The 25,632-nt window shown below is 68.9% G+C and carries 33 protein-coding genes; 10 read left to right on the plus strand and 23 right to left on the minus strand.

The features are described from left to right. The 11 genes from LG306_RS08280 to LG306_RS08330 form a co-directional block, all read right to left on the minus strand. A complete protein-coding gene (locus LG306_RS08280; RefSeq protein WP_404413606.1) occupies nt 1-921 on the minus strand; it encodes a type IV secretion system protein in 921 nt (306 codons plus the stop codon). After that, nucleotides 918-1,148, minus strand: a complete 231-nt coding sequence (locus LG306_RS08285) for an EexN family lipoprotein (protein ID WP_205196149.1) — start codon at nt 1,146-1,148, stop codon at nt 918-920. The genes LG306_RS08280 and LG306_RS08285 overlap by 4 nt, the downstream gene beginning before the upstream one ends. After that, nucleotides 1,145-1,873 carry a type IV secretion system protein gene (locus tag LG306_RS08290; protein WP_317134023.1) on the minus strand — a complete coding sequence of 243 codons (729 nt, stop codon included), beginning with the start codon at nt 1,871-1,873 and terminating at the stop codon, nt 1,145-1,147. The genes LG306_RS08285 and LG306_RS08290 overlap by 4 nt, the downstream gene beginning before the upstream one ends. Continuing rightward, nucleotides 1,870-2,088 (minus strand): hypothetical protein, encoded by a 219-nt coding sequence (locus LG306_RS08295; protein ID WP_404413608.1) that lies wholly within the window; start codon nt 2,086-2,088, stop codon nt 1,870-1,872. Before LG306_RS08295 ends, LG306_RS08290 begins: the two co-directional genes overlap by 4 nt. Next, a complete protein-coding gene (locus tag LG306_RS08300; RefSeq protein ID WP_404413610.1) occupies nt 2,073-4,244 on the minus strand; it encodes a VirB4 family type IV secretion/conjugal transfer ATPase in 2,172 nt (723 codons plus the stop codon). The genes LG306_RS08295 and LG306_RS08300 overlap by 16 nt, the downstream gene beginning before the upstream one ends. Further along, entirely contained in the window at nt 4,237-4,572 is a 336-nt protein-coding gene (locus LG306_RS08305) for a type IV secretion system protein VirB3 (protein ID WP_185224696.1), read from the minus strand. The genes LG306_RS08300 and LG306_RS08305 overlap by 8 nt, the downstream gene beginning before the upstream one ends. After that, complete coding sequence (locus tag LG306_RS08310; RefSeq protein WP_185224697.1) at nt 4,565-4,750, minus strand: hypothetical protein; 186 nt, start codon at nt 4,748-4,750, stop codon at nt 4,565-4,567. Before LG306_RS08310 ends, LG306_RS08305 begins: the two co-directional genes overlap by 8 nt. Beyond that, a complete protein-coding gene (locus LG306_RS08315) occupies nt 4,747-5,058 on the minus strand; it encodes a TrbC/VirB2 family protein (RefSeq protein ID WP_185224698.1) in 312 nt (103 codons plus the stop codon). Before LG306_RS08315 ends, LG306_RS08310 begins: the two co-directional genes overlap by 4 nt. Continuing rightward, a complete protein-coding gene (locus tag LG306_RS08320) occupies nt 5,058-5,678 on the minus strand; it encodes a lytic transglycosylase domain-containing protein (RefSeq protein WP_185224699.1) in 621 nt (206 codons plus the stop codon). Before LG306_RS08320 ends, LG306_RS08315 begins: the two co-directional genes overlap by 1 nt. 75 nt (nt 5,679-5,753) lie before the next feature. Beyond that, complete coding sequence (locus tag LG306_RS08325; protein WP_185224700.1) at nt 5,754-6,020, minus strand: helix-turn-helix transcriptional regulator; 267 nt, start codon at nt 6,018-6,020, stop codon at nt 5,754-5,756. Nucleotides 6,021-6,108: 88 nt separating this feature from the next. Beyond that, on the minus strand, nt 6,109-6,591 hold the full coding sequence (locus LG306_RS08330) for a helix-turn-helix transcriptional regulator (protein ID WP_205196151.1): 483 nt from the start codon (nt 6,589-6,591) through the stop codon (nt 6,109-6,111). A gap of 242 nt (nt 6,592-6,833) precedes the next feature. Between LG306_RS08330 and LG306_RS08335 the strand changes: the two genes are divergently transcribed. The 6 genes from LG306_RS08335 (at nt 6,834) to LG306_RS08360 (ending at nt 10,340) form a co-directional block, all read left to right on the plus strand. After that, nucleotides 6,834-7,400, plus strand: coding sequence for a GntR family transcriptional regulator (locus tag LG306_RS08335; RefSeq protein ID WP_404413614.1), 567 nt, complete (start codon nt 6,834-6,836; stop codon nt 7,398-7,400). 69 nt (nt 7,401-7,469) lie between these two features. Further along, complete coding sequence (locus LG306_RS08340; RefSeq protein WP_263973019.1) at nt 7,470-7,598, plus strand: hypothetical protein; 129 nt, start codon at nt 7,470-7,472, stop codon at nt 7,596-7,598. 97 nt (nt 7,599-7,695) lie between these two features. After that, nucleotides 7,696-7,821 (plus strand): hypothetical protein, encoded by a 126-nt coding sequence (locus tag LG306_RS08345; RefSeq protein WP_263973020.1) that lies wholly within the window; start codon nt 7,696-7,698, stop codon nt 7,819-7,821. A 58-nt stretch (nt 7,822-7,879) separates the two neighbouring features. Further along, nucleotides 7,880-8,002 (plus strand): hypothetical protein, encoded by a 123-nt coding sequence (locus tag LG306_RS08350; RefSeq protein ID WP_404413617.1) that lies wholly within the window; start codon nt 7,880-7,882, stop codon nt 8,000-8,002. Beyond that, nucleotides 7,999-8,631 carry a lasso peptide biosynthesis B2 protein gene (locus LG306_RS08355; RefSeq protein ID WP_292079885.1) on the plus strand — a complete coding sequence of 211 codons (633 nt, stop codon included), beginning with the start codon at nt 7,999-8,001 and terminating at the stop codon, nt 8,629-8,631. Before LG306_RS08350 ends, LG306_RS08355 begins: the two co-directional genes overlap by 4 nt. A 2-nt stretch (nt 8,632-8,633) precedes the next feature. Then, complete coding sequence (locus LG306_RS08360) at nt 8,634-10,340, plus strand: asparagine synthase-related protein (protein ID WP_404413620.1); 1,707 nt, start codon at nt 8,634-8,636, stop codon at nt 10,338-10,340. Here LG306_RS08360 and LG306_RS08365 read toward each other — a convergent pair. From LG306_RS08365 to LG306_RS08380, 4 genes are all read right to left on the minus strand, one after another. Next, complete coding sequence (locus LG306_RS08365) at nt 10,273-12,639, minus strand: prolyl oligopeptidase family serine peptidase (protein WP_292079887.1); 2,367 nt, start codon at nt 12,637-12,639, stop codon at nt 10,273-10,275. The two genes, LG306_RS08360 and LG306_RS08365, sit on opposite strands and share 68 nt — an antisense overlap. Nucleotides 12,640-12,645: 6 nt before the next feature. Next, entirely contained in the window at nt 12,646-15,594 is a 2,949-nt protein-coding gene (locus tag LG306_RS08370) for a TonB-dependent receptor domain-containing protein (RefSeq protein ID WP_404413622.1), read from the minus strand. Nucleotides 15,595-15,685: 91 nt separating this feature from the next. Continuing rightward, complete coding sequence (locus LG306_RS08375) at nt 15,686-16,672, minus strand: FecR domain-containing protein (protein ID WP_185224706.1); 987 nt, start codon at nt 16,670-16,672, stop codon at nt 15,686-15,688. A 9-nt stretch (nt 16,673-16,681) separates the two neighbouring features. Continuing rightward, complete coding sequence (locus tag LG306_RS08380; RefSeq protein ID WP_185224831.1) at nt 16,682-17,170, minus strand: RNA polymerase sigma factor; 489 nt, start codon at nt 17,168-17,170, stop codon at nt 16,682-16,684. Nucleotides 17,171-17,673: 503 nt separating this feature from the next. Here LG306_RS08380 and LG306_RS08385 point away from each other — a divergent pair. Together LG306_RS08385 and LG306_RS08390 are read left to right on the plus strand one after the other, a co-directional pair. Continuing rightward, nucleotides 17,674-17,934 (plus strand): response regulator transcription factor, encoded by a 261-nt coding sequence (locus LG306_RS08385; protein WP_404413625.1) that lies wholly within the window; start codon nt 17,674-17,676, stop codon nt 17,932-17,934. Between the two features lie 191 nt (nt 17,935-18,125). Continuing rightward, on the plus strand, nt 18,126-18,422 hold the full coding sequence (locus LG306_RS08390; protein ID WP_185224708.1) for a toxin-antitoxin system, antitoxin component: 297 nt from the start codon (nt 18,126-18,128) through the stop codon (nt 18,420-18,422). A gap of 60 nt (nt 18,423-18,482) precedes the next feature. Here LG306_RS08390 and LG306_RS08395 read toward each other — a convergent pair whose 3' ends face one another. The 8 genes from LG306_RS08395 to LG306_RS08430 all read right to left on the minus strand — a co-directional run bounded on the left by LG306_RS08395 (nt 18,483) and on the right by LG306_RS08430 (nt 23,860). Next, nucleotides 18,483-18,710 carry an ammonium transporter family protein gene (locus LG306_RS08395; protein ID WP_185224709.1) on the minus strand — a complete coding sequence of 76 codons (228 nt, stop codon included), beginning with the start codon at nt 18,708-18,710 and terminating at the stop codon, nt 18,483-18,485. 10 nt (nt 18,711-18,720) lie between these two features. Then, the gene (locus LG306_RS08400) at nt 18,721-19,104 is read right to left on the minus strand and encodes a copper resistance CopC family protein (RefSeq protein ID WP_185224710.1); all 384 of its coding nucleotides are present in this window, start codon (nt 19,102-19,104) and stop codon (nt 18,721-18,723) included. Nucleotides 19,105-19,118: 14 nt separating this feature from the next. Next, a complete protein-coding gene (locus LG306_RS08405) occupies nt 19,119-19,445 on the minus strand; it encodes a hypothetical protein (protein WP_185224711.1) in 327 nt (108 codons plus the stop codon). An 11-nt stretch (nt 19,446-19,456) separates the two neighbouring features. Then, nucleotides 19,457-20,638: a copper resistance protein B gene (locus LG306_RS08410; RefSeq protein WP_404413628.1), complete on the minus strand. Its 1,182-nt coding sequence runs from the start codon at nt 20,636-20,638 to the stop codon at nt 19,457-19,459. Then, nucleotides 20,638-22,446 (minus strand): copper resistance system multicopper oxidase, encoded by a 1,809-nt coding sequence (locus LG306_RS08415; RefSeq protein ID WP_404413630.1) that lies wholly within the window; start codon nt 22,444-22,446, stop codon nt 20,638-20,640. Before LG306_RS08415 ends, LG306_RS08410 begins: the two co-directional genes overlap by 1 nt. A 140-nt stretch (nt 22,447-22,586) precedes the next feature. After that, a complete protein-coding gene (locus LG306_RS08420; protein WP_292077791.1) occupies nt 22,587-23,135 on the minus strand; it encodes an RNA polymerase sigma factor in 549 nt (182 codons plus the stop codon). A gap of 9 nt (nt 23,136-23,144) precedes the next feature. Further along, nucleotides 23,145-23,585, minus strand: a complete 441-nt coding sequence (locus tag LG306_RS08425; protein ID WP_185224715.1) for a Spy/CpxP family protein refolding chaperone — start codon at nt 23,583-23,585, stop codon at nt 23,145-23,147. Next, nucleotides 23,582-23,860 (minus strand): hypothetical protein, encoded by a 279-nt coding sequence (locus tag LG306_RS08430; RefSeq protein WP_045811507.1) that lies wholly within the window; start codon nt 23,858-23,860, stop codon nt 23,582-23,584. The genes LG306_RS08425 and LG306_RS08430 overlap by 4 nt, the downstream gene beginning before the upstream one ends. A gap of 190 nt (nt 23,861-24,050) precedes the next feature. On the opposite strand from LG306_RS08430, the gene LG306_RS08435 reads away from it, so the two are divergent. After that, entirely contained in the window at nt 24,051-25,142 is a 1,092-nt protein-coding gene (locus LG306_RS08435) for an acyltransferase family protein (protein ID WP_404413633.1), read from the plus strand. Beyond that, nucleotides 25,139-25,615, plus strand: a complete 477-nt coding sequence (locus LG306_RS08440) for a DUF411 domain-containing protein (protein WP_404413635.1) — start codon at nt 25,139-25,141, stop codon at nt 25,613-25,615. The genes LG306_RS08435 and LG306_RS08440 overlap by 4 nt, the downstream gene beginning before the upstream one ends. Nucleotides 25,616-25,632: the final 17 nt, after the last annotated feature.

The following is a 25,632-nucleotide window of genomic DNA, read 5'->3' on the forward strand; positions in this document are numbered from 1 at the left end:
TCAGGCGCCTCTCGGTCGAATGGAGCCGCCGCCCCTGGGCGGCTGGCGGTCAGCTTCCTGGGGACCCTGGCTGCGACCGGAGCCGCTCCCGCCCAGGGCGGCGGCGTTGGCGAAGTCGGCGAGGCCGGCGCTGGCGCCGCCCGCGACGCCGGCGGCGATGGCCGGGGTCTGCAGAAAGAAGATCGCCCCCAGCAGGCACAGGGCGATGAAGATCAGCCCGCCGATCATGGGATCGGCGCCCTGGATCGCGCCCCACTGGTCGCGCACGAGCGACAGGACGAGCTGGAAGATGACGATGATAAGGGCGAACAGGACGAGATAGTTCACCGCCTGGCTCAGCCATCCGAAGAAGAAGCGGCGGGTCGCGTCGAACAGGGCGCAGGCGATGAAGATGGGGCCCAGGGTGACGAGCAGCGCCAGGGCCAGCTTGGCCACCAGCACCACCCCGAAGCCGAGCGCCGCCGCGAGAGCCCCGATGATGAAGACGGCGGCCGACACCACCCACGGGCCCGGATTGAAGGCCGAGCCCTCGCGCGAAATGTCCTCGCCCAGCCAGGCCGCATAGGCGAAGAACTGGTCGAAGGCCGCGCCGACGCTCGGCGTGTCCGCGCCGCTGACGGCCCGGGTCAGGGCGTTGGGCAGGCCGGTGAACAGTGGCTCGGTGACGAAGGTCGAATAGGCGGCCGTGGTCGCCAGCAGATAGAGGAAGGCCAGCTTCAGCGACCGGACGGCGAAGTCCATGACCGGCTCGCTGATCGCCCCTCTCAGGATGGCGATCCCGTAAAGCACGACATAGAGGACCAGGGCGATGCGCAGCGGTCCCTCGACCTCGGCGATCACCGACGACAGACGGTCGCCGAGGAAGACGTTGAGCCGTTCGTCGATGAAGTCGTAGCTGGGCTCGAAGACGCGAAAGCTCATCGTCGGGATCCTCGGAAGGCCCGCTCGTAGGCGCGCATCCGCGCCTCCCGCCGCGCTTCGGCCAGGCCTCGTCGGGCCGCCTCGCATTCGTCCTCCTCATGTCCGGCGTCGCAGTCGGCGACCACCCGGGCCGCCTCTTGCGGATCGGCGGCGAAGTCCCCGGCGGTCCGTGCGGGCGCGCCGCAGCCGGCCAGGCCGAGGATCATGAGAAGGGCGGTCCGCTTCACTGGAAGGTCCGCCGATAGACGTCCATGCGCGCCGCCCGGGCGGCTTCGGCCCGCTCCCGGGCGCGCTGTTCCTCGAGGCGCGCCTCGGCCGCCTGGGTCAGGGCGAGGCCCTGCAACCGCACCTGTTCGTTCTGGATCATGGCCTGTTCCGCCGCGAGGCGCGCTTCGAGATCCAGGACGGCGCGGGCGTTCGGCGCGGTGTCCAGGGCGGAGCGGAGCGTCTCCAGGCCCTGCAGGCGGCGATCCGCCGCGCCGCCCACCGCTTCGCCGATGGCGAGGTCGCGGGCGGTCCGGGCGCCGGCGCGTTCGAGGCTGTCCCGATACCAGGCTTCCGCCGGGTTCGCGTCGCCCGGCGGGGGCGAGTAGAGGCGGGTCTCCCGACGGATCGCGTCGGCGCGGTCCGCCAGGTCGCCAAGGGCGGAGAGATCGCCGTTGGCCGCAGCGCGCAGCGAACGCATGTCCGGCAGCGGGTTGCGCACTGTCGGCAGCCCGAGTTCGCTGGCCAGGGCGTTGACGCCGGACAGATCGTTCAGGCTGTCGAGGAGCTGTTGGCCCTGCTCGACCTGGGCCTGCAGCGCCCGGAGCTGATCGAGCGTGGTCCGGGCCTCCTCGATCATCTGGGCGAAGGCGCGCGGATCGTGGACGATCTGTTGCGCCTGGACGGCCGGCGCGCAGGCGAGGACGAGGGCGGCGGCCGCCGCGGCGATGGAGATGCGGGTTCTCACAGGAACCTCCTCTGGTCATGGAAGGGATCGCGCCACGCCGCGTAGTCGTCGCCGACCTCGGCGCGCAGCCGGTCGAGCAGGGCGGTGGTTTCGGTGCGGCCGGACAGGACCGACAGGGCGTCGTCCATCCCGCCCAGGTCGAGCTCGACGACCACGCTGTCGTGGCCCTGCTTGACCAGGAAGCGATGCGACTCCGGGGTCAGGACCTCGCGCACCAGGCGGAACTCTTCCTGGGTGAGGCCGAAGCCGTCGATGTAGTCGCGCGCCTGGCCGTGGGCGTTGGGCAGGAAGATCTTGGTCGCGCACTGTTCGAGGATGGCGTGGGCGATCGGGGAGCGCAGGGCGTCCGCCGGGACTGGGTGCCGAACACCATCAGGGCGTTCTGCTTGCGCCAGGTCTTGAGCCCGTCCCGGGCCAGTTCCGTAAAGGCCGGATCGCCCAGCACCTTCCAGAACTCGTCGATGTCGAGGACGAGGCGGCGACCGTCGACCCGCTCTGCGATGCGGTGGAACAGATACAACATCGCCGGCGTGCGGACCTCGTCGTGGTCGAGCACCTGGGTGATGTCGAAGCCGGCGAAGCGGGCCTCCAGGCTGAGGGCGTCCTCGTCGTTGTCGAGCACCCAGCCCAGGGGGCCCCCTCGTTGCCAACGCTCCAGCCGCGCGCCCACGCCGCTGGCGTCCGCCTGGCCGAGCAGGCTGCGCAGGGCGGCGATGGATCGCCGCTCGCGCGGCAGGGCCTCCAGCGCGACCACGCCCTGATCGATGGCGCGGGCCTGCGGCACCGTCAGGGTTTCCTCCGGCCGGGCGACGAGGGCTCGGACCAGGCGGACCAGAAAAGCGCGGTTGGCGGGGCTGGGCGAGAGGGCCTTGAACGGGGCGAAGCCGGTCGGTTCGCCGTTGCGCAGGGCGAGATAGGTCCCGCCGCAGGCGCGGACGAAGATCTCGGCGCCCCGGTCCTTGTCGATGAACAGCTGCTGGGCGTCGAACCGCTCCAGCTGGGCCAGCATGAAGTTCTGGACCACGGTCTTGCCCGAGCCGGAGGGTCCGCAGATGAAGGTGTGGCCGAGATCGCCGACGTGGAAGTTGAACCAGAAGGGGGAGCCGGCCGAGGTGCGCAGCACCGCGACGGCGTCGCCCCAATGGTTGCCGCGCGCCTTGCCCACCGGATGGGCGTGGAAGGGCGCGAGGGCCGCGAAATTGCGCGAGGTGATCGCGGCCGGCCGGGTGCGACGGGCGAAGGCCCCGGGGAACTGGGACCAGAAGGCCGCTTCCAGACCGAGGTCCTCGCGCGCGACGACGAGGCCGGAGTCGGCGAGGATGGCGCGGGCCTTGGACAGGTGGTCGGCCAGCGCGGTCGGGGTGTCGCCGTGCACGAGGATCGAGGCCTGGTGCTCGCCCATGACGAAGCGATTGCTGACGAGGTCGTCGAGCGCGTCCGACAGGCCGGTGATCTGCGAGGCCGCGCGGTCCCGCGCGGAGACCATCTGGTTCTGCTTGCGCTCCATCACCGCGCGGGCCGAGGCCTTGGACAGGAAGGCGAAGGACTGGCTGATCACGAAGCCGAAGCGGACGCTCAGCAGCTCGTCCCACAGCCCGGGCCGGGTCGTGGCGGGGTATTCCTTGACGGCGAGGACGCCGGCGTAGCGCGCATCGGCGGCGTCCCGCAGTTCGAGCGTTTCCCGCCCGAAGATGGCGCGCACGGTGTACACCGCCGAGCCGAGGTGGCCGAACACGATCGGAACGGACGACCGTCGTCCGGTCAGGACCAGCCGCATCACCTCCATCGGCTCGGAGAACCACAGGCCCGCGCGCTCGTAGAGACCGAGCCGGCGCGGGGCGTAGCGTCCGAGGTACTGGACCAGGTCGCGCCCGGCCTCCTCGATGCGCTGGATATGGGCGACCTCGACCTCGGCGTCGTTGCGGCGGGCCGCCCTGAGACGTTTCGCCAGGGCTGCGGCGCGGTCGCCTGTGTCGCGGCCGGGATGCAGCACGAGGGTGACGAACAATTCGTTGACCCAGAGCTGTCGCCCGGCCACGCGCTCGTCGTAGAGGGCGCCGAGTTCACCGGCGAAGGCGGAGCGGTAGCCGGTCGACCGCTCCAGCTCGACCGGACGCCGCACCACATGGTGCCAGACCGCCAGACGGTCGTCGGCGAGGTTGCGCCAGGCCTGGTTCAGCTTGACGTGCCAGTCGTTGAGGTCGCGCGCGTCAGCGGTCTCGAAGCTGGCGCCGTCGATCTGGAACACCATCATCAGGGCGCCGCTGTCGAGCGCGACCACATGGTCCGAGACGTGGCGGGCGTAAGGCAGATGCGGCCGCGCCTCGGCCTCCCGTCGCAGACGCGCCGCGCTGACGCCGCCCTCAGCCACGGGACAGCTCCGCGGCACGATAGCGGCGCACGAGGGGAAGAGGCGTCGCCGAACTGCCGCCCCAGAGCGCCGCATTGCGCGACCGGCCCTTGGTGTCGACATAGACGAAGAGCAGCCGGAAGGCGTTGTGATCGGCGCGGCAGATCGCCCGGAACACCAGGTGGAGGGCCGGGGCGACGAGCAGATAGAGCAGGCTGCCGCCGACGAGGAAGACCACGCCCGACACGATGACGTTGACGCCCATCGCCTCCATGGGCACGCCCAGGATCATCGCCGGCCGCGTGCAGGCCAGGAACAGCGGGTCCTCGGCCAGGCGTTCGTCAGCCATGGGGGCCTCCCGCGGGCAGGCGCCACAGGGCCAGTCCGACGGTCAGGCCGATGCCGAGCCCGCCGAGGAGCTGGGCGAACCGTTTGGGCGAGATCAGCTTCAGGCCGAGCATCAGGCACAGGGCGACGACGGCTGACGCCGACCCGATCCACAGCCAGGGCGCGGCGGCGGTCATCACGCGCCGCCCGTGATCAGATTGACGATCTCGGCCGCGCCGAAGACCACGACGATGCCGAGCACGACGATCGCCGCCCGGCGCAGATCGAACAGGCCGAACATCCACAGGATGCCGACGACTACGACCGCCAGCACGGCCAGCAGACGGGCCGTATTGCCCGTGAGCATGTCGACGACGTTCTGGAGCAAACTTTCGACATTGGCCGAGGCGAGCGCGGGCTGCGCCGAGAGGCAGGTCGCCGCCAGCGCGATGCAGACCGCAGCGCCGGCGTGACGGGGGAAAGGCGAGGGGATCAGAGGACGAAACATCAGCGGCTCCGGTCGTCGGATGTGGAAAAGGCGACTTGCACGGGCCCGCGCGCGAACACGTCCCAGGATGCGGGCGGGGTTCTCGGGGGCGGTGTCTCGGGCAGGGTCGCGCCGGTCGCTCCGACGGCGGCGGCCGTGAGCGGCGTCGCCAGATCCAGGGCGACCGCCGCCTGTTCCACTCTGGCCACATAGCCGTTGCGGAACCCCCGCCCGGCATCGCCGGTGTTGTAGCGGGACAGGGCGACGCGCAGGGCGGCCTGGCGATGCGCCGGAGCCTCGCCGGACGGCCTGTAGCCCGCGCGGAGGACCGTCGCCGCGGCGCGGAGATTTAGGCAGGGATCGAATGTGTCTTCGACAGACAGGCCCAGCCAGCCGAGGTTGTCGCTGTTGATCTGGGCCAGGCCGAGGTCGAGGTTGGCGCCGCGGTCCAGGAGACGACGGGCCGTCGCCGCCGCCTCCCTTGCGTCGCGCGCCCGGGCGGGGCGGGGCCCATTGCCGTTGACGCCGATCGCCAGCGGGTCGAACCGGCTCTCGACGTGCGCGATAGCGGCAAGGGTCTGAGGCGCCACGGAAGGCGCGCAGCTTTGCGAGAGGGCGAGAACGAACGCGAGGTCGAGCATCAGGGCCTCCAGGAACCGCCCCAATCCCAGCCGATCCGGCCGGCGGCGACGACCCGCGAGCGTCCCGTGGGAGATCTACGGTAGGAAGCTGCGGGGTTCGTTTGCGCGTCGTGCGGCGACCGCCAGGCGCGCGACCGCCTGCACGCGCGTCCGCACCCCGAGGATTCTGCAGGCCGTCATGAGATGCTCATCGACCGTTCTCGGGGAGAGCCCCAGCCGTTCGGCGATGGCGGAGGAGGTCAGTCCCGTGGACGCGAGCTGCAGGCATTCGCGCTGCCGTCCGGTCAGGGCCTCGACCAGAAGGGCCGATGACTCAGCGGGATGGGAGGCGAGCGCTTTCATCGCCGAATCCAGCCGGAAAATCCCGGCCGCGCGCCAGTCCGTGACCTTCTCACCGTAAATCTGCGGTGGCGTCAGCGGCTGGGGCGCCTCAGCCGCCGTCTTCGCGGTCCGGGGCCAACAGCCGGCTGCGGCGTTGTTCGAGCCAGGCCTCGGCTTCCGCGTCGCGCCGGACGGATTGGTCCACGAGATCCCTGAACATCCTCGTGAAGGTGTTGATGATCGGCCGGGCGTCGAGGTCGGCGATGGCGTCGCCGGCCTCCTCGTCGAATTCCTGCAGGGCGACGGCGAGGATCGTCGCCAATTTATTGTCGGCGCACCGCAAGGCGAAGGCGGGCGACCCGAGGGCGAGGGCGGCGAGGATCCCGTGCGGATCGCTGTTGGTCACCTCGGCGAAGCGATGGATTCGCTCGATGTTGATTCGTCCGGCGCCGGACTCGAAATGCTCGTACGACCTGAGCGCCATGTTCATGGCCTGGGCCACGTCGATCGACCGCATGCGCCGATGGGACCGGATCAGGCGCAGGCTCGAGGAGAGCACCGCATTCGTCGACTGGGTGTGCCGGGCGTCCATCTCTCGGTTTACTCCCTCGCCGTCGGCACCACGCGTTACGAACTCAGGTTCACCCCTACAGGTTGAAAAATGACTCAGCCAAGCGTCAAATGAAAGCTGATAAAGATCAACAACATAAAAGCTGCGGCTATGACGCAAGTTTCTTGCGGACGACAGTATAGACGCTATCGCGTCGACCGACTCCCCCAGTGCCTGGCGGTCGCTGGCCTGCGGATCGTCGGCGGCCCGTGCGGGACACGGGGATGAGACAGCGGGATCCCTTTGGCACGGCGCTCGCCAGCCTGCGAACAGCGATCGAGGACGGGCTGGCGCCCGGTCAGCATCTGTCGGTGGCCGACATCGCCGCCTCGCTCAACCTCAGCACCAGCCCGGTGCGCGAGGCCCTGTCGCGGCTCTGCGGCGAGGGACTGATCGAAGACCGTCGAGGCTTGGGCTACTTCACGCGGGCGACGCCGCTCGAAGACATCCTCGGCCTGCTGGATCTGGAAGCTGCTCACGTTCGGCTTGCGGCGCGCGGAGCCGGGTTCGCCAATCCGATCGACGGCTCGGACGGGGCCGTCGATGCGTGGATCATCGAACTGATCGAGGTCTGCGAAAATCAGCCCCTGCTGGAGAGCCTCGCGCGGGTCGGTCGCCGTCTTGCGCCGCTTCGAGGCCTTGGCCCTTCGACGGAGCCGCCGGCCGGGCCATCCGATGGCGACAGTATCGACGCCTACTACGCCCGCTGGCGGATCACCGCGGGAACAATCGCTTCGCGCGTGCGGCGGATCGATCCCGACCAGTCAAAGTATACGCGCAATATAGTTTGAATCGATTTGCTTTGAGGCGCTGATGGTCCGTCGTCGACCTTTTGTCGATATTTCAACGAGGAGACGACCATGACCACCCACCGCACCCCGCGCCTCGTGCGCCTCGGCGCCGCCCGCGACCTGACGCGCGCCGTCGACGAAGGCGACTACGCCGAGCTGAACACCTCCAAGCTCTACACGATCCCGCCCGGCGCCTGAGCGCGACGTGCCGTCCTCCGGGACGGCACGGACGCCCGGTCCGGCCTCGCCCGGCGCGTCCTGATCAGAGGCTTTCACCGAAAAAGGGAGTCTGGCCATGAAGGTCCAGAACAAGGGCCGCATCCTGCGGCTGGGCGGCGCGCGCCGCCTGACGCGCGCCGTCGACGAAGGCGACTTCGCCGAACTGAACTCGCATTTCCGCTGGGAAATGCCGCCCGAATGAGCGGGCCGGGGTCGTCCCTCGGGGCGGCCCCGAGCGGCTCCCATTGGAGGAATAGTTCATGCTGATACGAAAGATTGGGCGCCTGGTTGTCCTCGGGTCGGCGCGACGGCTGACTCGGGGCAAGGGCGGCGAGTTCGTGGAGTTGCAGGTGACCCACCGCTACGACCTCCCGCTCGAATGACCGAGGAGGGGCAACTGGCGCAGGGCGTCCACGCGGTTCCGATCGGAGGCGATCTGGTCCTTCTGGATCTGGCGGCGGATGACTATCTGCTGTTCGCGGACTGCGGTGACGTTGCGGTCTTGGGCGAACGCCTTCGCGGACCGATGGATACCCTCCTCGAACTGGCGTCAGCAGAACTGCTGCATTCCGGTCCAGCGCGTCCTGCGTGCGTCCCGCCTCCGCCGCTCCCCCTGCACAGCTTGCCTGAGATTTCCGGTCGCCGGCCGCGCCTGGCAGAGATCGCCGCGTTCGGCGCGATCTGGGCCGATCGGGCCTGGCGTCGCCCGACGCTGGCCGGACTGGCGGCCGCTCATGGCGACCGGACCGGGCGGCGCGATGACCTCGAAATGATCGCGGCGCGCGCGCAGACGTTTTTCCAGCTTCTGCCCTTCGCGCCCCGGACCGGCGCATGCCTGTTCCAGGCCGAGATGCTGTTGCGCTTCCTGAACGCCGGCGACCTCGACGCCGACTGGGTGTTCGGGGTCCGCGCCTGGCCGTTCCTGGCCCATTGCTGGCTGCAGGTCGATGACGTCTGCGTCAGCCAGTCCGCGGAAACGCTCAGCCATTTCCATCCCATTCTGGTCATCTGAGGATGGGCGCGGACTCCTTCGTGGCGCTCGTCGGCGACGCGGCCGGCGCGGTCGATGCGCTCATGGCCCCCTTGCGTCGGCGGCTGGCCGGCGCCGGCTGGTCGCGCTGTGTCTCGCACCCGTTCCTCGAGGTCTATGCGCCGTCCGACCGCCTCAGGATCACAGCAGCGCTGGACGGCCATGGCGTCCTGATCGGCGAGATGTTCGACAACACGGGCCGGGCGGCTTCCGCCTCCGAGGGGGGCGCGCTGGCCTGCCGGTCCCTGGATGCGGCGTCCGCTCGACGGATTATTGGAGAGCACTGGGGCCGGTACGTGCTGGTCCGGCGCACTGGCGGCGACGCCGCGATCCTGCGCGATCCTTCCGGTGCGATCGAGGCCGTCTGCTGGCGCAGGTCCGGTGTGACCGTCGTCGCCTCCAGCGCGGCGCCAGTTCTTGACCCTCTCCTGCCCGAGGATCTGGCTCTGGACTGGGAGGCGGTGTCGCGGTTGGTCAGCCGCGGCGGCGAATATCGTCACGATCTCGCCCTGGACGGACTGACGCCGATCGCCGGCGGAGAGCTCCGAACGGTCGGCGCCGGCGGGTCTCGCGGCGTGCAGATCTGGCGGCCGGCGGACGTCTATCGACGCGGGCGCGGCCGTCCGCCTGAACTTCGGTCGGTGGTGCAGATGGCGGTGCGCAGCCTAGCCGGCGATCACACATGGGTCGCCGAGGTCAGCGGCGGTCTCGACTCTGCGATTGTCGCGGCGTCCCTCGAGACGTCGCAGCGGAATCGCGTCGCGGCCTGGGTGAACCACTACGTCGAGCAGCCCGAAGGCGACGAGCGCATCTATGCGCGGGCGGTCTTGGCGCGCGAGGGACATGCGCTGACCGAGGTGCGGCGCGAAGGGCTGAGCCTGTCCGCCGAGCGTCTGGCGCGCACGGCGGACGCCTTCCGACCGGCCACCAACGACATAGATACGGACTACAATGACGACATCGCCGCCCGCGTTCGGGAGGCTGGGGCATGGGGATCGCTCACGGGACAGGGCGGCGACGCGGTCTTCTTCCAGATGCCGAGCCCTCTCATCGCTTTCGACGAAATCCAGGAGCGCGGGGTCAGGGCGCGGCCGGCGGCCGTGCACCGGATCGCACGCTGGACCCGCCGGTCCCTTTGGCCTTGGGCCTGGTTCCGCGCATTCCGGGAACACCGGCGCAGCCGCGCCGACTGGGATCATCCCTGGCTCGACGACCTGCGGAGCGTTCCACCTGCGAAGGCCCTGCAGATTTCGATCCTCGCCTTCTGCCAGACCTTCCAGGGGCAGGCCGCACGGAGCCGGCGCGGGGTCTGCGTGAACCCGCTGCTGAGCCAGCCCGTGATGGAAGCCGGCCTGTCCTGGTCGACTGTCGATCTGACCTGGGGCGGCCGGGATCGGGCCGCGGCCAGAAACGCGTTTCAGGACGTTCTGCCTCCCTCGATTTATGCCCGCCATACAAAAGGCGAACTCGGAGCCTTCTACGGCGAGGCTGCCGCGAGCAATCTGCCCTTCCTGCGGGACTATCTGCTGGGCGGGGCCCTGGCTCAGGCGGGCCTGCTGGACGACCTTGAGACGGACCTTTCCCGGGAGGCGCTGCTGTGGCGCGGCGGCTTCTCCCGCCTGCTCACCCTGGCGCTGACGGAGGCCTGGGTTCGACGGTGGACGGCGCGGCTGGAGGCGCGTTCGCGATGAGATGGCGATCGAACCAGCCGATGACCTGCTCATAGTAGATCCGGGCATTGCCGGGGTTGTGGATCCCGTGGTCCTCGCCGATCAGATAGAGCAGGGCGGCCGGGCGCTGGAGGCGTCTGAGGGCGGCGAACATGCCTTCGGCCTCGCCCGTCGCATGGTCCATCTCGCCATAGACCAGCAAAATGGGAGCCGTGATCCGATCCGCCTGTTCGAAGGCGCTGCCGCGGCGGTACCTGTCGGGATCGGACCAGTAGGACGCACGCATCCCGACCTGACCGGATTCCAGCCACCGCGCCGTTCCCATGATCGCAGCCTCGTTCTCGCCCGCCAGACGCGCATGGTTGGACAGCCTGCCGAGCGATCCGGCCAGGTCATAGGATCCGTTCAGGGCGACGACAGCCTTGAACCTGGGGGATTGTGACGCGCTCAGCACGACCGCCCAGGCGCCGAAACTGTGTCCCCAAAGGCCGATCCTGTCGCCATCGACGAGCCTCTCGGCGGCGGCGGCGTCGACCACGGCGAGGATCCGGTCCGCCAAACCGGCCGCCGGCTCGGGGCCGACAGGCAGGTCGGGATAGAGGACGGCGTAGCCGGCGGCGACCAGAAGCTGGCCGTTGAGCGTCAGATTACCCGCCTCGGGGCGCATGGTCGGCGGCGGGGTTGCATACGCGCGGTCGGGATAGGGGATGACAATCACCGGAAGCGGCCGATGGCCTTGAGCCGGGGCGTAGAGCCATCCACCGGCCCCTCCAGGGCCGTCAACCCGCCGGGCCGCTGTGAGGTCTACGTCGTCGAGCTCGGGATTGAGGCTCCGGATCGTCTGCGTCGACGTTCCGCGTGTCACGGCGAGGCGGTTGACAGCCCGACCCTCGCCGCCGCGCGCGACGGCCACACCTTGAGACCAACTCACTGCCGCGCCGGAAGGACCCGTGACGCAGACGATGGGGCCCGGGTCAGCCCGGATCCGGCACAGCTGTCCTGTCGGCTCCGACACCACTGCGCTGTCTTGTTTCATTGGCCCCGCCAGGGCCCGCTGGCCAAGCGGGCCATCCGGCCGAACGACCGAGGCGAACGCACCGAGGTCATCGGACGACCCGTCGGTGGTCAGGCGAACGACATGTCCGCGACTGGAGAACAGAGCCCCGCGGCCTCCTTGTGCGATGAGGCGGGCGTCCGGCGCCAAGGCCGGGAGCCTCTCGCCGCTCAAGAACCAACCCTCTTCATCCCGATCACGGCCGTGCAGGACGATCGTTTCACCGATCCAACCGGCCTCGGCCGTCGGCAATCCGTGGAAATCGAGCGGGATGAGCGGGGTGACGCCCGGCGGGGTGACGTCCCGCGCCGCGCCAGCCGGGCTGACGGCGAGAAGGCGGGGAGAGTCGCCATCGATCGCGGCTACCATGAGGGTGTCGGACGCCGGCGACCAAGTCAGGAGACTTGTCGAGACGTCCCGGGCCTCGGGCGGGTCCCGAGTTTCGCCGGAGCGACTGTCGACCAGCCGCAGGGCGCGGGTACGCCGAAACTCCGTTGCGGCGCCCGGAGAGGGGAGGAGCTGGAGGGCGCCGTCGACAATCAGGGCGACGTGGCGGCCGTCCGGGGACGCCTCCAGGTCAAGGAACGGCCCTCGGGCGAGACGGGTCGCGGCACCGGTCCGGGCGTCGATCCGCAAGAGGTCGCGAAGGGGCCGCGCCGGTTCCGACCCAAGCCCGACCGAAACGAAGGCCGCCTCCCCACGGGCCGCCCGGTCCCAGAGCGGGGGCAGTTCTCTCTGGGTTCGATTGGTGTCCGCCAGACGCGGCGGCAGATCCCCGTCGGGCATGCCGAGCACCACGATAACATCCTCGGACAGCCATTCCACGGATCGGCCCCAGGCGCCCGTTTCCGGAGAGATGTCGGTCCACACGACGCCGCCGCTGCCCAGATCCACGATCCCGATGTGGAACTGCAGGGCGTGCAGGCGGAAGACGAGGAGCTTGCCGCCGGCGGGGGAGAAGGGGCCGGCGGTGTAGCCGGCGTCCTCCTCCATCGGCAGGAGCGGCGCGACGCGGGCAGGGCTCGCGACATCGGCCCGATAGAGGCGGGCGTAGCGGAGCGCGCCCTCGGGCTGCAGGTCGTAGCGGGGAAGATCGTCCCGCGCGCGGCGTTCCTCGAACACGATCACTTGGCCGGTCGGATCGACGGCGATCCGCCCGAAGCTCTCAAGCCCGAGCAGGGTGTCGAGGGTCAGCGGCTCCGAAGCGCCCGTCGTCGGGCACGCGAGAGCCAGCGCGACCAGCGCGCCGGACAGACGTTTGCGCATGGCGTCTCACCAGCGCTTGACGAGTTGCAGGGAGACTTGGCGGCCCAGCGCGTTGGTATTGGCCGCATCGTAACCGATCCCGCGCGACGCGTCGTAGAACGGCGGCTCCGAGTTCGCGAGATTGAGCACGTTCAGGGAGAGGGAAAGGCCCTCGCCCCAGCCAGGGAAGTCGTAGCGGACCTGCCCGTCGAAGGTCGCCCAGTCGTCGATGCCGCGACCGCCAACGGGGTCTCGTCCGCCGCTGACATAGTTGGCGATCAGGCCGAGCGTCAGAGGGCCGCTTACCCATTGGCCGCCGAGCCTGCCGCGCCACCGGGCGGGGAAATGAGGGTCTCCGAGCAGGTCCTCATTGGGGGACGCGTCGGTGATCTGGCGATCGTTGGCCAGGAGATGCGTCATCGACGCGTCGATCGACATCTGACCAGCGCCCAGGTCGAAGCGATATCGCGCTGACAGGTCCAGCCCCTCGACCTCGACGGCGGCCGCGTTGACGAAGCGATTGTCGACGATCACGCCATAGGCGGTGACGGGCATGACGGTCGGGTTGAAATTGCCGGGGTGGTCCAGCAGCGATTGGACGAGGGCGCGATCCTCGGCGTTGGTTGCCGGGTTCACGAAGCGGACGAAAGGGGCCAGGGCGGGATCGTTGAGAACATTCGTCAGATTCTCGAGGACCGGATTGCCGATGCGGTCCTCGAACCGGGTGCGGAACCAGCCGCCCTCCAGTCGGAACCCGCTAAGGGCCGCCGGCGTCCAGATAAAGCCCGCCGTCGTCGAAGTGGCCGTTTCCGGCCGCAGGTCGGGATTTCCGCCGTACTGGACGACAGCGAGCACATTGACGCCGCCCCGGTTGAGAAAGGTCGGGCCGAGGGCATAGGCCGTGAACAGCTCGCGGAGCGCCGGCGCGCGGAACGATGTGCCATGGCTCGCCCGCAGCAGCAGGTCGGAAGCCGGGCTGTAGAGCAGACCGACCTTGGGGTTGGTGGATTGCCCGACCCCCTCATGGTCTTCGATCCGCGCCGCCAGGGAGAACTCAAGGCGCTCCAGGCCCGGGCGGGCGTTTGCGGCGCTCACGAAGGGCGCCCGGAACTCCACAAAGGCCGCCGAGACATCCCGCTCATAGACGAGAGGGGCGACGATGCGCGGCGCTATGCCGGAAAGGAAGTTCTCGCCCTCGGTTTCGAACCGTTCGCCGCGAAGATCGACGCCCACGGCCACCCGCAGCGGACCGCCTGCGAGCTCAAGAAGCGACCCGTCAGCCTTGAGGTTTGCCGAGGTCACGGTGGTCGTGTGGTCAGTCCAGGAATAGCCCGAGCCGATATGCGCCCGCATCGCCGGGCTGGTGTTGGCGGGATCGCCGTAGGGATTGAAGAAGCCGTCGACCGCCGTTCTGAACGTCGTCGTCGGTATATCCGCCCGGGACCCCATGGCCTCCTGCAGGAAGGTCGTCTGAACCCGGTTGGAGAGTGTCCGGCTGCTGAACTCCCGACCGCCGCTGAGGTAGGCCGACAGGTTCCAGTCCCGTATCGCGCCGTTGAGCCCAAGGGCGCCGCTGACGCTTCGCGTGCGGCCTTCTGAGAGCGCCGGCCCAAGCTCGTCGATCCAGGAATAGGCGATGTCGTGGCGTGTCGCGCCCACCGGAGACACGAAGTGAGGATTGGCGGAGGTGATCACGACGATGCCGGTGTCGGCGGGCGTCTGGAGGGTGTGGTCCCGCTCTGTGTAGCGGATGTCGCCGTCGATGCTGAAGCCGAATGGAAGACTCTGCCGCGCCGCGGCGAAGAGGCTGTGCCGACGCTGATGCGGCAGGAACCACTGGCCCAGGTTCTGGTTCGTGAGGTTGACCTCATTGGCCCGAAAGTCGCGCGGCGTCAGCCCTGCGCCGTCCTGATCGCGAGGAATGGCGAAGATGGGCTGATAGGAGCCCGAGATGGGGTTCTGCGCCATGATGTTGCCGGGCGCGCTGTAAACAAGCCGCCAGTCCGAACCGCCCAGCGGGCGCAGGTCGGCGCTGGAGATCACGCGTCGGTCCTCCGAACGGAGCTCGCCGCGATCATGAAACTCGTAGGCCGCGACGAGGCTTCCGCTCGACCAGTTGAACCCGCCGACATGGGACAGCAGGACTTCCTCGGCGCCGCCGTCGCTCGTGCCGCCCACTCGCACGCGGGTTTCCGCCTGCTCGAACCGGGATTTCAGGATGATGTTGACGACGCCGCCGACCGCGTCCGCGCCGTAGAGGGCTGAAGCCCCGTCCAGCAGCACATCCACCCTCGCGATTGCGCTGGAGGGAATGTTGGAGACGTCCGCGAAGTCGCCGGAGATGCCCGTGCCGGCGATCCGCCGGCCATTGACGAGGACGAGGGTTGCGTCTGCGCCGAGTCCGCGCAGGTTGAGCCCGGTCGCCGCGTTGCTGTTCCGGGCCGAACGATCCGCGCCGGTGTTCGCGGAGCCCTCATAGGCGGCGCCGGTGAAATTCTGGGGGAGGGCGGCCAAGGTCTCGGCCACCGTCGCGCGCCCCTGCCGCGCTACATCGTCCTGGGTCAGGACTGTGACCGGCGAGGGACTGTCCACGCCGCGGAAGTAGCTGCCCGTAACCACGACCTCTTCGAGCTGGGTGGCTTCAGCGTCCGTCTCCGCCCGGGCCGACGGATCGATCAGCACGAAGACGTTCGGGCGGCTCTGACGATAGGTGAGGCCCGTTCCGCGCAATAGTTGGGCGAGCGCGGCCTCGGCCGTGAGATTGCCGGTGACGGCCTGGGACTGACGTCCGGCGACGAGCGCGCTGGGATAGAGGATCTGCAGGCCGCTTTGCTGGGCGAAGACCGGCAGGCTCCGCTCGAGCGGCCCCGCTCCGATGCTGAACGCGCGCACGGCCTCGACCGTCTGCGCCGCCACCGGCGTGGCGACCCCCAGCATCAGTGCGGCGAGCGCGGTAGAAGTGAACCTGTGACCCATGATCTCCCCCGATTCTCTACCCGCAGTTTTGCGGGTCGGGGAGGAGACGTCGGGTCGCGGCCCATCCCCTAAGTCCGGGATCAGATTATTTTCAGGCGGGTCCCGTCAGAACAAGGTGGCCGTCCGGCGCCCGCTCCGCTTCGAGGGCGTAGAGGTCCCTGAGCGCGGCGACGAAGCCGTCGACATCGCCTGCATCGAAGACCCCGCTGACCCGGATGGCCGAAATCCGGTCGTCCCGCAGTTCCACCGGCGAGGGGCTGTAGCGGTTGACCTCCGCGACGGCGACGGCGATCGGGGTGTTCTCGAACGTCAGGCGGCCGGTCGTCCAGCTCGTCGCCGCCGGCACGTTCACCGCCACAACCGCCGGGCGTTGAACCGAAGTCGTGACCTGTTGTCCCGGCGCCAGGGTCCATGCCGGCCGCGACGACGCCTCTTGCCGCACGGCAACCTGCCCCTCGACCAGAACAATCCGGGCGCCCGCGCCGGTCCGCCGGACGTCGAAGCGGGTGCCGATCGCGGTCACCTCCGTATCGCCGGCCTTCACCAGGAAGGGGCGGGTGGCGTCTCCCTGCACCTCGAACATGGCGCGTCCGGAGGTGAGCGTGACCAGACGCTCGGACCCGCTGAACCGGACCGTCACGTGAGACGCCGTGTCGAGGATGATGCGTGAACCGTCTTCCAGCCGGACCGTGCGCTGCTCACCGATGGCGGTGTCGTAGACGTCGGAACGTTGGGCGGACCACCAGGACCAGCTTCCCACAACGAGCGCCAATGCGATGGCCCCGGCCGCCCCGAGAGGGACCAGGCGGCCGGAGGTGCGTCTTCCCCCCTTTGTCGAAGCCTGGCGAGCCCGGTTCGCCGCGTCTTCCGTCAGCGCCGCCATCCCGGGGGTGTTTGCCAGCGTTCCGGCCGCGTCCCACATGGCCTCCAGGCGGCTGAAGGCGCGGGCGTTCTCAGGATCCCGCCGCCACACGCTGAAGGCCTTGATATCGGCAGTGGTGACCTTGCGCTGGCTCAACGTGGTGAACCATTCCGCTGCTTCCTTGCGCCTGATGTCGGCTTCAGCCTCGATCGTCATCCGTCTTGCCTACAGGTCCAGCCGAGACGCGCAGTACTCAAGCGCCCTGGACATTCGCCATTCCACCGTTTTTACGCTGATCCCGAACGACTGGGCGATCTCCGGATAGGTCATACCGCCAAAGCGGCTCAAGACGAAGACGTCGCGGTAGAGTTGCGGCATGGATCCGATCACCTGCTCGAGCAGAACCTGATCGAACTGCGGCGCGGCCTCGGCTCCGGCCGGTATCTGAAAGTCCCGATCCCGCCGCCGCCGTCCTTCCCGCCGGCTCTCGTCGCGTACCAGGTTCAGGGCGATCTTGAGCAGAAAAGCCTTCGGATGACGGATGTCGTCCAGCGCATAGGGCGCGGCACGGATGTAGGTCTCCTGAACGACGTCCGCCGCCGCCTCGGCGTCGACATGGGCTCGCAGGCGACGATCCAGCCAGGCGGCATAGCGCCGATAGAGACGGTTGATACCGTCCTGCGCCTCCGTGCCCAGCTGCTTCGTATCGGTCACCACGGTTCTCCGGCCTCTCGACGAGAGGGTCCGGAACCCAGACGCGTCCACACGGCCTGGGACAGGCGCGCAGGCGCGCGCCGTCAGGCGTTGGGAACGGGCATGCGCGCTGTGCGCGCCGCCGTCGATGATCTGATATCGCACAGGGGATTCCAGGCCCCGCCAACGCAAGCGTCGGCGACGTCAGCATGAATCAAACGGAATCCCGGCGCAAGCCGGAGGGGTCGGGCGTTGGAATCCTCTGCGATCGCGAGGCCCGCTGCTTCGGTTCACAGCGGCGCCTCTGTCTCGCGGACAGACCCCGGCTCAAGCTGTGGGCCTATCTCACGGCGCCCGACCGGGGCGGTCTAGAAGCCGCCCCCGGCGGAGGCAAGCGCTGGCGTGGTCTGGCGCGCGGATCGGGTTATCCCGCAAGAAAATGGCGGAGAGCCCGCAATTCACTGTCGTTGCCCGGTCGTTGATTCCCGCCGAACGTGAATCGCGTACTTTGGAAGGAGCGAGCCATGCAGCGTAGTCCCCATGCGGAACGCCAATCATCCCTGCTTCTCAGCGGTCGCGAAACCGACTGTCTTCTTTGGGTCAGTCGCGGCAAGAGTTCGGCGGACATCGGTCAGATCGTCGGCCTGTCGCCCCGGACGGTCGACAGCTACATCGAGAAAGCCTGCGCCAAGCTTCGTGTCCGGACGCGCATCGAAGCTGTCGCGGCTGCGGTCCGCGCCGGCATCATCGATCCTGACGAAGACGGGTCAAGGCGCGAAGGGTGAGGGGGCGGGCCAGGAACTTCTGTGAGGAAGCCCGGCGTTTCGCCGCCGATCGCCGCCGACGCTCACGCGTCCCCTGGCTCTCGATCGGCGCCTATCGTTCCCGGAACCCGCCATCAATGACCCTACACCGCTTGCGGCTGGTCGCGCGAGTCGGGTTGACCGGAGGCCATCAGAGAAAGGAAAACACGCCGATGCCCAAATACGCCCCGCTCGCAGCCTTCCTCCGACGCCAGAAGCGCGCCGAGGTGGACCTGACCTTCCGGGACATCGAACGGATCGTGGGCGGCATCCTGCCGAAGGCCGCGGCCGTGGAAGGATGGTGGAGCGCGGATCCGGCCGGGCCGGTCATGCCCCAGCACATCGCCTTTGCCGAAGCCGGCTTCGTCGCCGAACCCAGGATTCGGGCCGAGACGGTGCGCTTCGTTCGTGTGGAAACGGCGAGCTCACCGCTGGCGTCAGCCGCTCTGGCGCACGGTGTGACGCTCTGACATCCGATCACTTCCGGCGGCTCCCCTGGAGGCGGCCGCCGGAAGCGCCGATGCGGAGGATCAGTTGTGGTCGGCGTGGCCCTGGGGCGCGGGCGCGTCCGACGGAGCCGGCGCGGGCGGCGCCGGTTCGGCCGGGGCGGCCGGCTCAGTCTTCATGTCGTCGCAGCAGGTCATGGCGGCGTCCGCAGCCATGTCCTTGCAGCAGGCGCAGCCTTCTGCGGCCAGGGCCGCGCCGGCGCTCAGCGTCAGGATCGCGCCGGCCGCGGCCAGCAGGTTGGAAACCTTCATCGTCGTTCTCCTAGTGGACCATGAAGCGGATGGAGCCGGACATCTTGTGACCGTCCGGACCTTCGGCGGTCCAGGCGGCAGTGTAGGTCCCCGGCGAGAGACGCGGCAAGGCCACGCTGACAGCCGCGGCGGCCGGTGCGGCGGGCGCGGTCACGACGATCGGTTCCTGACCTTCTGCGCTGAGGGTGACGGTCTTGAGGACCATCGGGTGCGGGAAGGTCGCGCTGAACCGTTCGGGTGAACCGGATGTCATGGCGCCATCGGCGGGGGTGGTGACGATGCCCGAGGCGGCCGGGGTCGGGTGCTGCATCCCGGCATGGCCGGCGTGCGGGTCCTGGGCGGCGGCGGCTCCGGCGAAAGCCAGGGCGGCGGTGAAGGCCAGGGTGCGGATCATGGGGTGGTCTCCTCTCATTGTTTCGGGGGCGCGGGCATGGCGGACATGTCGTGCCCGGAATGGTCGGTCATCGGCTCCGGGGCCGGCGCGGTCGACGGCGGCGGCGCCGGAGCCGGAGATTCGGCGGCTTTCGCCGCGGGTCTCGCGGGAGCCGCCCGCGAGGGAGCCGCAGCGGCCGGCGCGGGCGAGGCCGCAGGCTCCGCCGGTCCGGTTACGGCTCGCGGCGTCGGGACGGGCGCAGGGGCCGTCACTTCGACTCCGACCGGGTCGGCCGGCTTTTGCGCCGGCTCGCAGGCGACCAGACCGAACGCGGCGATCAGGGGCAGCATAGTGTTCTTCATGGATGCGGTCCTCAGAACCAGGCCTTGAGGCCGATGACGAAGCGGGTGTCGTCAGCCTCGCCGCCTCGGGCCTCGATGTAGTCGGCGGTGTCTCCGAACGCGCGGCTCCACTCGACGCCGACATAGGGGGCGAACTCCTTGCGGAATTCATAGCGCAGCCGCAGGCCCGCCTCGACTGAGGACAGGCCCGAGCCGATCTCCAGCTCCGGAATGTCGCTCGCCGAGACGTCGATTTCGAGGCGCGGCTGGAGGATCAGGCGCTGGGTGATGCGCTGATCGTATTCGGCCTCGACGCGGGCGGTCAGGTCGCCCTCGGTCGACAGGAAGGCGGCGGCGTCGATCTCCCACCAGTGGGGCGCCAAGCCCTGCAGGCCGAGAACCAGATGCGTGGTGTCCTCGCCGTCGGGACGAAAGTCCTGACGCACGCCGGCCTGAACGTCCCAGAAGGGCGTCACCGCGCGGCTGTAGAGCGCCTGGACCTCAGCCTCCTCGAGCTCGCCGCCGAAGTCGCCTTCGCCCTCGGACTTCCACCAGAAGCGGTTGATGTCGCCGCCCGTCCAGCCCTGGACGTCCCAGAGATATGATTCGCCGTCGTCGCCGAAACCGGCTTCGAGACGGTCGACGATGACGGCGGTGGTGCGGACGTCGCCGTTCTCGCGGACCAGGGTCCGGCGAGAGGCGGCCATGGCCTCGGTGCCAAAGACGAGATCGGCCGCGTGAGCCGGGCCGCCCAGGGCGGCGGCGGGGAGCGGGTCTTCGGGCCGCCGGCCGGGATTGTCGGCGCTGGTGGGGACGTCCGGCGGCCCCATGCTCATGGCCGACATGTCATGCCCGGCGTGGGGATCGGCCTGGGCGGGGGCCATGGCGGACATGTCGTGGCCCGCATGGGGATCAGGCTGCGCCGGGGCCGGGGCCGCCATGTCGTGCCCCGCATGGGGATCGACGGGCGCGGGCTGAGCCGGCATCCGGTGGCCAGCGTGAGGATCGGGTGCGGGCGGGGTCGGCGCCGCCGGCATGACATGACCCGCGTGGGGGTCCTGCGCCGCCGGCCGGGCGGGCGCCTGCGGCGTCGGGGCCGGAGCGGGGCGGGCCGGCGCCGGCATCGTATGGCCGGCGTGCGGGTCCTGGGCCTGGGCGCTGAAGGCGCTGGCGGCGAGGACCAGGGGGGCGAGGGCGACGGCGAGGCGGATCATCAGTTGGCTCCGTCCATGGGCCGCACCGTCACGACGTTGAACATGCCGGCGTGCATGTGCATCAGCATATGGCAGTGGAACGCCCAGTCGCCGGGCGCGTCGGCGGTCAGGTCGAAGGTCACCTTGCCGCCGGGCGCGACGTTGACCGTATGCTTGAGCGGCTGATGTCCGGCCGGCCCGCCCGTCACCAGTTCAAAGAAGTGGCCGTGCAGGTGGATGGGATGGGCCATCATGGTGTCGTTGACCAGCGTCACCCGCACCCGCTCGTTGCGTTCGAAGCGGATCGGCTCGACCAGTTCGCTGAACTTGCGGCCGTCGAACCCCCACATGAACCGCTCCATGTTGCCGGTAAGGTGGATTTCCATCGTTCGCGACGGCGGGCGCTGGTCCTTGTTGGGCTGGAGCGACACCAGGTCGGTGTAGACAAGGACGCGGTGATCGACGTCTGTGAGACCGATCGGACGCTCGCCGAGGCGGTTGGCCGGGGCCATGGCGATCGCATCGACGCCGACGCCGACCGCCATGTCCGGCGGGGCGTTCTCGGGGTCACGCATGTTCATGCCGGCCATGGACATCCCGGCCATTTCGCCCGCCGGCGCCGCGCCCTGGGCCGGGGCTCCGTGGTCCATGCCGGCCATCACGCCGTGATCCATCCCGGACATGCCGCCCATTGAGCCGTGATCCATTCCGCCCATGCCCATGTCGCGCATGGTCAGATTGGGAACCTCGCGCAGCGGCGGAACCTCGGCGGTCATGCCCAGGCGGGGAGCCAGGGTCGCCCGTCCCATGCCGGAGCGGTCGATGGCTTCGGAGACGATGGTGTAGGCTCGGTCATCGGTCGGCCGGACGATGACGTCATAGGTCTCGGCCACCGAAATCTGGAACTCATCGGTCTCGACCGGGCGGACGTTCTCGCCGTCGGCCTGGACCACGGTCATCGGCAGGCCGGGAATGCGGATGTTGAAGATCGACATGGCCGAAGCGTTGATGATGCGCAGCCGCACCCGCTCGCCGGGCCGGAACAGGCCGGTCCAATTCTCCTGCGGACCGTGGCCGTTGATGAGATAGGTGTAGGTCGAGCCGTTGACGTCGAGGATGTCGCGAGGGTCCATCCGCATCTGGCCCCACATCCGCCGCTCCTCCAGGCTCATGCGGTCGCTGCCATCCAGGAGGCCCGCCAAGGTGGTGCGCTGCTGGTTGAAGTAGCCGGGGCTCTTCTTCAGTTTGTCGAGGATTTCGTGCGGATCCATGAAACTCCAGTCCGACAGGACCAGCACATGCTCGCGGTCGTAGGCGATGGGATCGGCGCCCGCCGGATCGATGACGATCGGACCGTAGTGCCCCATCGCCTCCTGAAGACCAGAGTGGCTGTGATACCAGAAGGTGCCCGACTGCCTGATCGGGAACTCATAGACGAAGGTCTCGCGGGCCTTGATGCCGGGAAAGCTGATGCCCGGCACGCCGTCCATCTGGAACGGCAGGAGCAAGCCGTGCCAGTGGATCGAGGTGTCCTCGTCCAGACCGTTGGTGACCGCTAGCCGGACATTCTGGCCCTCCCGCAGGCGCAGCAGCGGCGCCGGCAGAACGCCGTTGATGGTCACCGCATGGCCCGTGCGCCCCCCCACCGTGAAGGGCGAGTGGCCGACGGTCAGGTCGACGTTCGGTCCGGTCAGCGTCGGCAGGTCCGACCGCAGCCCCGCCGAACCCGTCTGCGCCCAGGCCGGAAGCAAGCCTTGCAGTCCCAGCAATCCACCGCCGATGGCGGCGCCCCGGAGAAGCGTTCGGCGATCAAGGCGAGCGGTCGACATCAGAGAAGTTTTCCTTGGTCGGCAAGTGAGCCGTTCGTTCAGATACGCATCTGAGCGGCGCATCCCTTGCGTCAGGTCGCCACAGTCTTCGAGATAACGCTCTTGCGCGCGCGCTCGGCACCGCGACGCCGAACCGGCGCTCAAGCCAAGGCGTCGACCAGCTTTTTTCGCGCGCGGGCGATCCGCGTTTCCACGGCCTTCGGCGTGATGCCCAATATGGATGCGACCTCCGCATGAGAGCGCCCTTCAAGCGTGGCCAACAGGAGTGGGGCCTTCAGGGCGTCGGGAAGCTCAGACAGCGCGTGTTGCAGGTCCTGGGCCCTGCGCTGATCGTCCAGCCTAGCTTCAGGCATGGGTGCGTCTTCCCCCACCGCCGTCGCCTCGGGAGCATCGAGCCCCATCACGCCGCGCACGACACGGCGAACGGAGCGCCGCCGGCTCCAGTCCCGACACTTGTTCAAGGCGATGGAACGCAGCCAGACATCGAAAGGCCGCGCCGGATCATATCGCCGCATGGCGAGCCACGCTGAGGCATAGGCTTCCTGAAGCACGTCATGCGCTTCAGCCTCGTCGCCGACGTAGCGGCGAATGAACCGGTAGAGGTCGGCCTTGGTGGCGGTCATCAAGGCAGTGAAAGCGGCCCGGTCTCCACCCGCCGCTCGGACCTCGATGCTGGCTTCAACCCCCACGCGCCGCGCTTAGCCGGCTTCGTAGCGTACGGCGTCGACGACGGCCGCGTCGAACACCTCGGCCTGTGCCGGGGTCAGAACGGATCGCATCTCGAACACATGGGTAATCGTCGCCTTTTGCAGATCGCCCATGGCGGTATGGAAGTGATCGACAGCCGCCTGGACCTGCGGCGTGTCCCCGTCGCTTGCGGCGATGGCGGCCGCGAGTTCGCGATTGGCGGCACGAACCTCCGCCTCCAGTGCCGGGCGACGCGCGGCGAAGCGGGCTTCAATGACGTCTAGACGGCGGTCCTGCTCCGCGCTGAGGTCGAGTTTTTCATGGACGACGCTGTGCAGGCTCGGCGGCTGGCGCTCGCGCATGATCCAGGTCGCGCTCGCCCAGGTCGCTGCCCCGCTGGCGAGCGCCGCCAAGATCGCCGTGGCGACGATCGACTTCCACGTCGCCCTCATCCCCAAACATCCAGGCTGGCCATAGGTGACAGGCCGGCTGACACCGTGAAGATACGCAGCTCTGAAGGCTCTGGCCGTGGGGTCATGAGCATCAGACCGCCGTTCGCACCGCCGACGACAAGGGCGATCGCCACGGCGGCGATCCGCACCTGACCCATTCGGGCGCGATCCCGGCGCTCGCCAATCCGGGACCAGACGGCGTCCTCCACGCCCGCAAGCCGTGAAGCGTCGCCGGGCGCAGCCGCTCCGATCAGTCTTTCGATGTCGTCAGTCATTGCGCACCTGCCTCACGCCCCCCCTCCATACGCGCCGGTTTGAGCTTCCCCTCATGAGGGGAAAGGTCCGGCCCCGCGTAGATACCAGAGAACGACCGGAATAGCCGTGTCGTCCAGGGGGATCGATGTGAGCGACAGGTCAGGCCCCGCCCGGGCTCCCTTCCCGGACGTGCTCGATCCCCTCACCAGCGTGAGGTTTTTCCTCGCGCTCGGCGTCGTGCTCTTCCATTTCCAGCTTTACTGGACCTTGCCTGCGGAGAGCGCGGGCCTGCTGAACCGCGCCCGGCTCGGCGTGGATGTCTTCTTCATCCTGTCGGGCTTCATCCTCGCGCACGTCTATCTGCAAGGGAACGGCGCGCCCGACTACAAGCGGTTTCTGGCAGCTCGGTTCGCCCGAATCTATCCGGCTCACCTGTTCATCCTCCTGGCCATGCTCGGGCTTGTATTGATCGCCCCGATGGTCGGCGTCGGTCTGGAGCCAGGCCGATTCAATCCCGCCGATTTCGCGGGCACTCTGCTGCTCGTTCAGGCCTGGTTTCCGCGCGAAACCATGGCGCTCTGGAACGGACCAGCCTGGTCGCTGTCTGCCGAATGGTTCGCCTATCTGTTCTTCCCGGCCTACGCTGCTGTCGCCCTCCGCCTGCGGTCGAGGCCGTGGGCTCTGATCGCACTCTCCGCGCTGCTGTTCGTCGCGCTTGACGCCTTTTACCGGACGCAGTTCGGGCGGGTCCTGCCACGGGCGGAGGACAGCCTGGGCATCCTGCGCATCATTCCCGAATTCCTCTACGGCATTGGCCTCTACTATCTCGGTCAGCGCTGGACGCCTTCGCCGCGAATGTCCCTCATGGGCGCCCTGGTCGCCACGACCCTGCTGCTGACGCTCATGCAGATCGGCGCCGACGACCGGGTCATCGTGGCGGCGGCCGGTCTCTTCATCCTGTCGCTCGCCCTGTTGGCCAAGGCTCCGGTCCGGACCTTCCTGTCTCACCCCGTCCTTCTGTTCGCCGGCGAAGCGTCGTTCGCCCTCTATCTCGTCCACATCCCCATCCTGATGGTGTGGCGCAATGCGGCGCAGGCGTTCTCCGGCTGGGGTGCGGACTATCGAATGGGCCTGGTCGAACTGGCCGCCATGCTTGTGTTGACGCTCGCCGCCGCGGCCGCCATCCATGTCTTCGTCGAGCAGCCTGGCCGACGGTGGTTGCGGGCGCGGCTGGCGCCGCAGGGCGCCGACCCTGTCGAGGCGCAGCGATCCGTCCACAGCGATCAGGGAGAACCCTTTTGAATCCCGCCAATCTGAACCGTCGTCTACTCATGGGCGCGGCCGTCTTCATCGGCATGGGCGGGTCCGCCTGCGCCCAGACCCGTCGGTCCAGAAACCTCACGGTCTTCAAGACGCCCACCTGCGCCTGCTGCGACGCCTGGATCGCGCACATGCGCCAGGCGGGCTTCACCACCACCATCACCGTCCTTCCAAGCCTTCAATCGGTCCGGAGCAGCCGGGGCATGCCGGACGCGCTCGCCTCCTGTCATACCGGTCTGATCGATGGCTATCTGGTCGAGGGTCATGTGCCGGCCCCGGACGTCATTCGACTGCTGACCGAGCGACCGGCGGCGGTGGGCGTCGCGGTCCCGGGCATGCCGCTCGGTTCGCCCGGCATGGAGACGCCGCAGGGGCGCAAGGAGCCCTACGACACTCTGCTGGTGCTTCGCTCGGGCGCGACCCGCGTGTTCGCCCGCCACAACCCGCCGGCCTGACGCAGATCGCGCTCAGC

Origin of the sequence: Brevundimonas vesicularis, from assembly GCF_044807075.1 — a bacterium.
Classification (GTDB): Bacteria; Pseudomonadota; Alphaproteobacteria; order Caulobacterales; family Caulobacteraceae; genus Brevundimonas; species Brevundimonas vesicularis_G.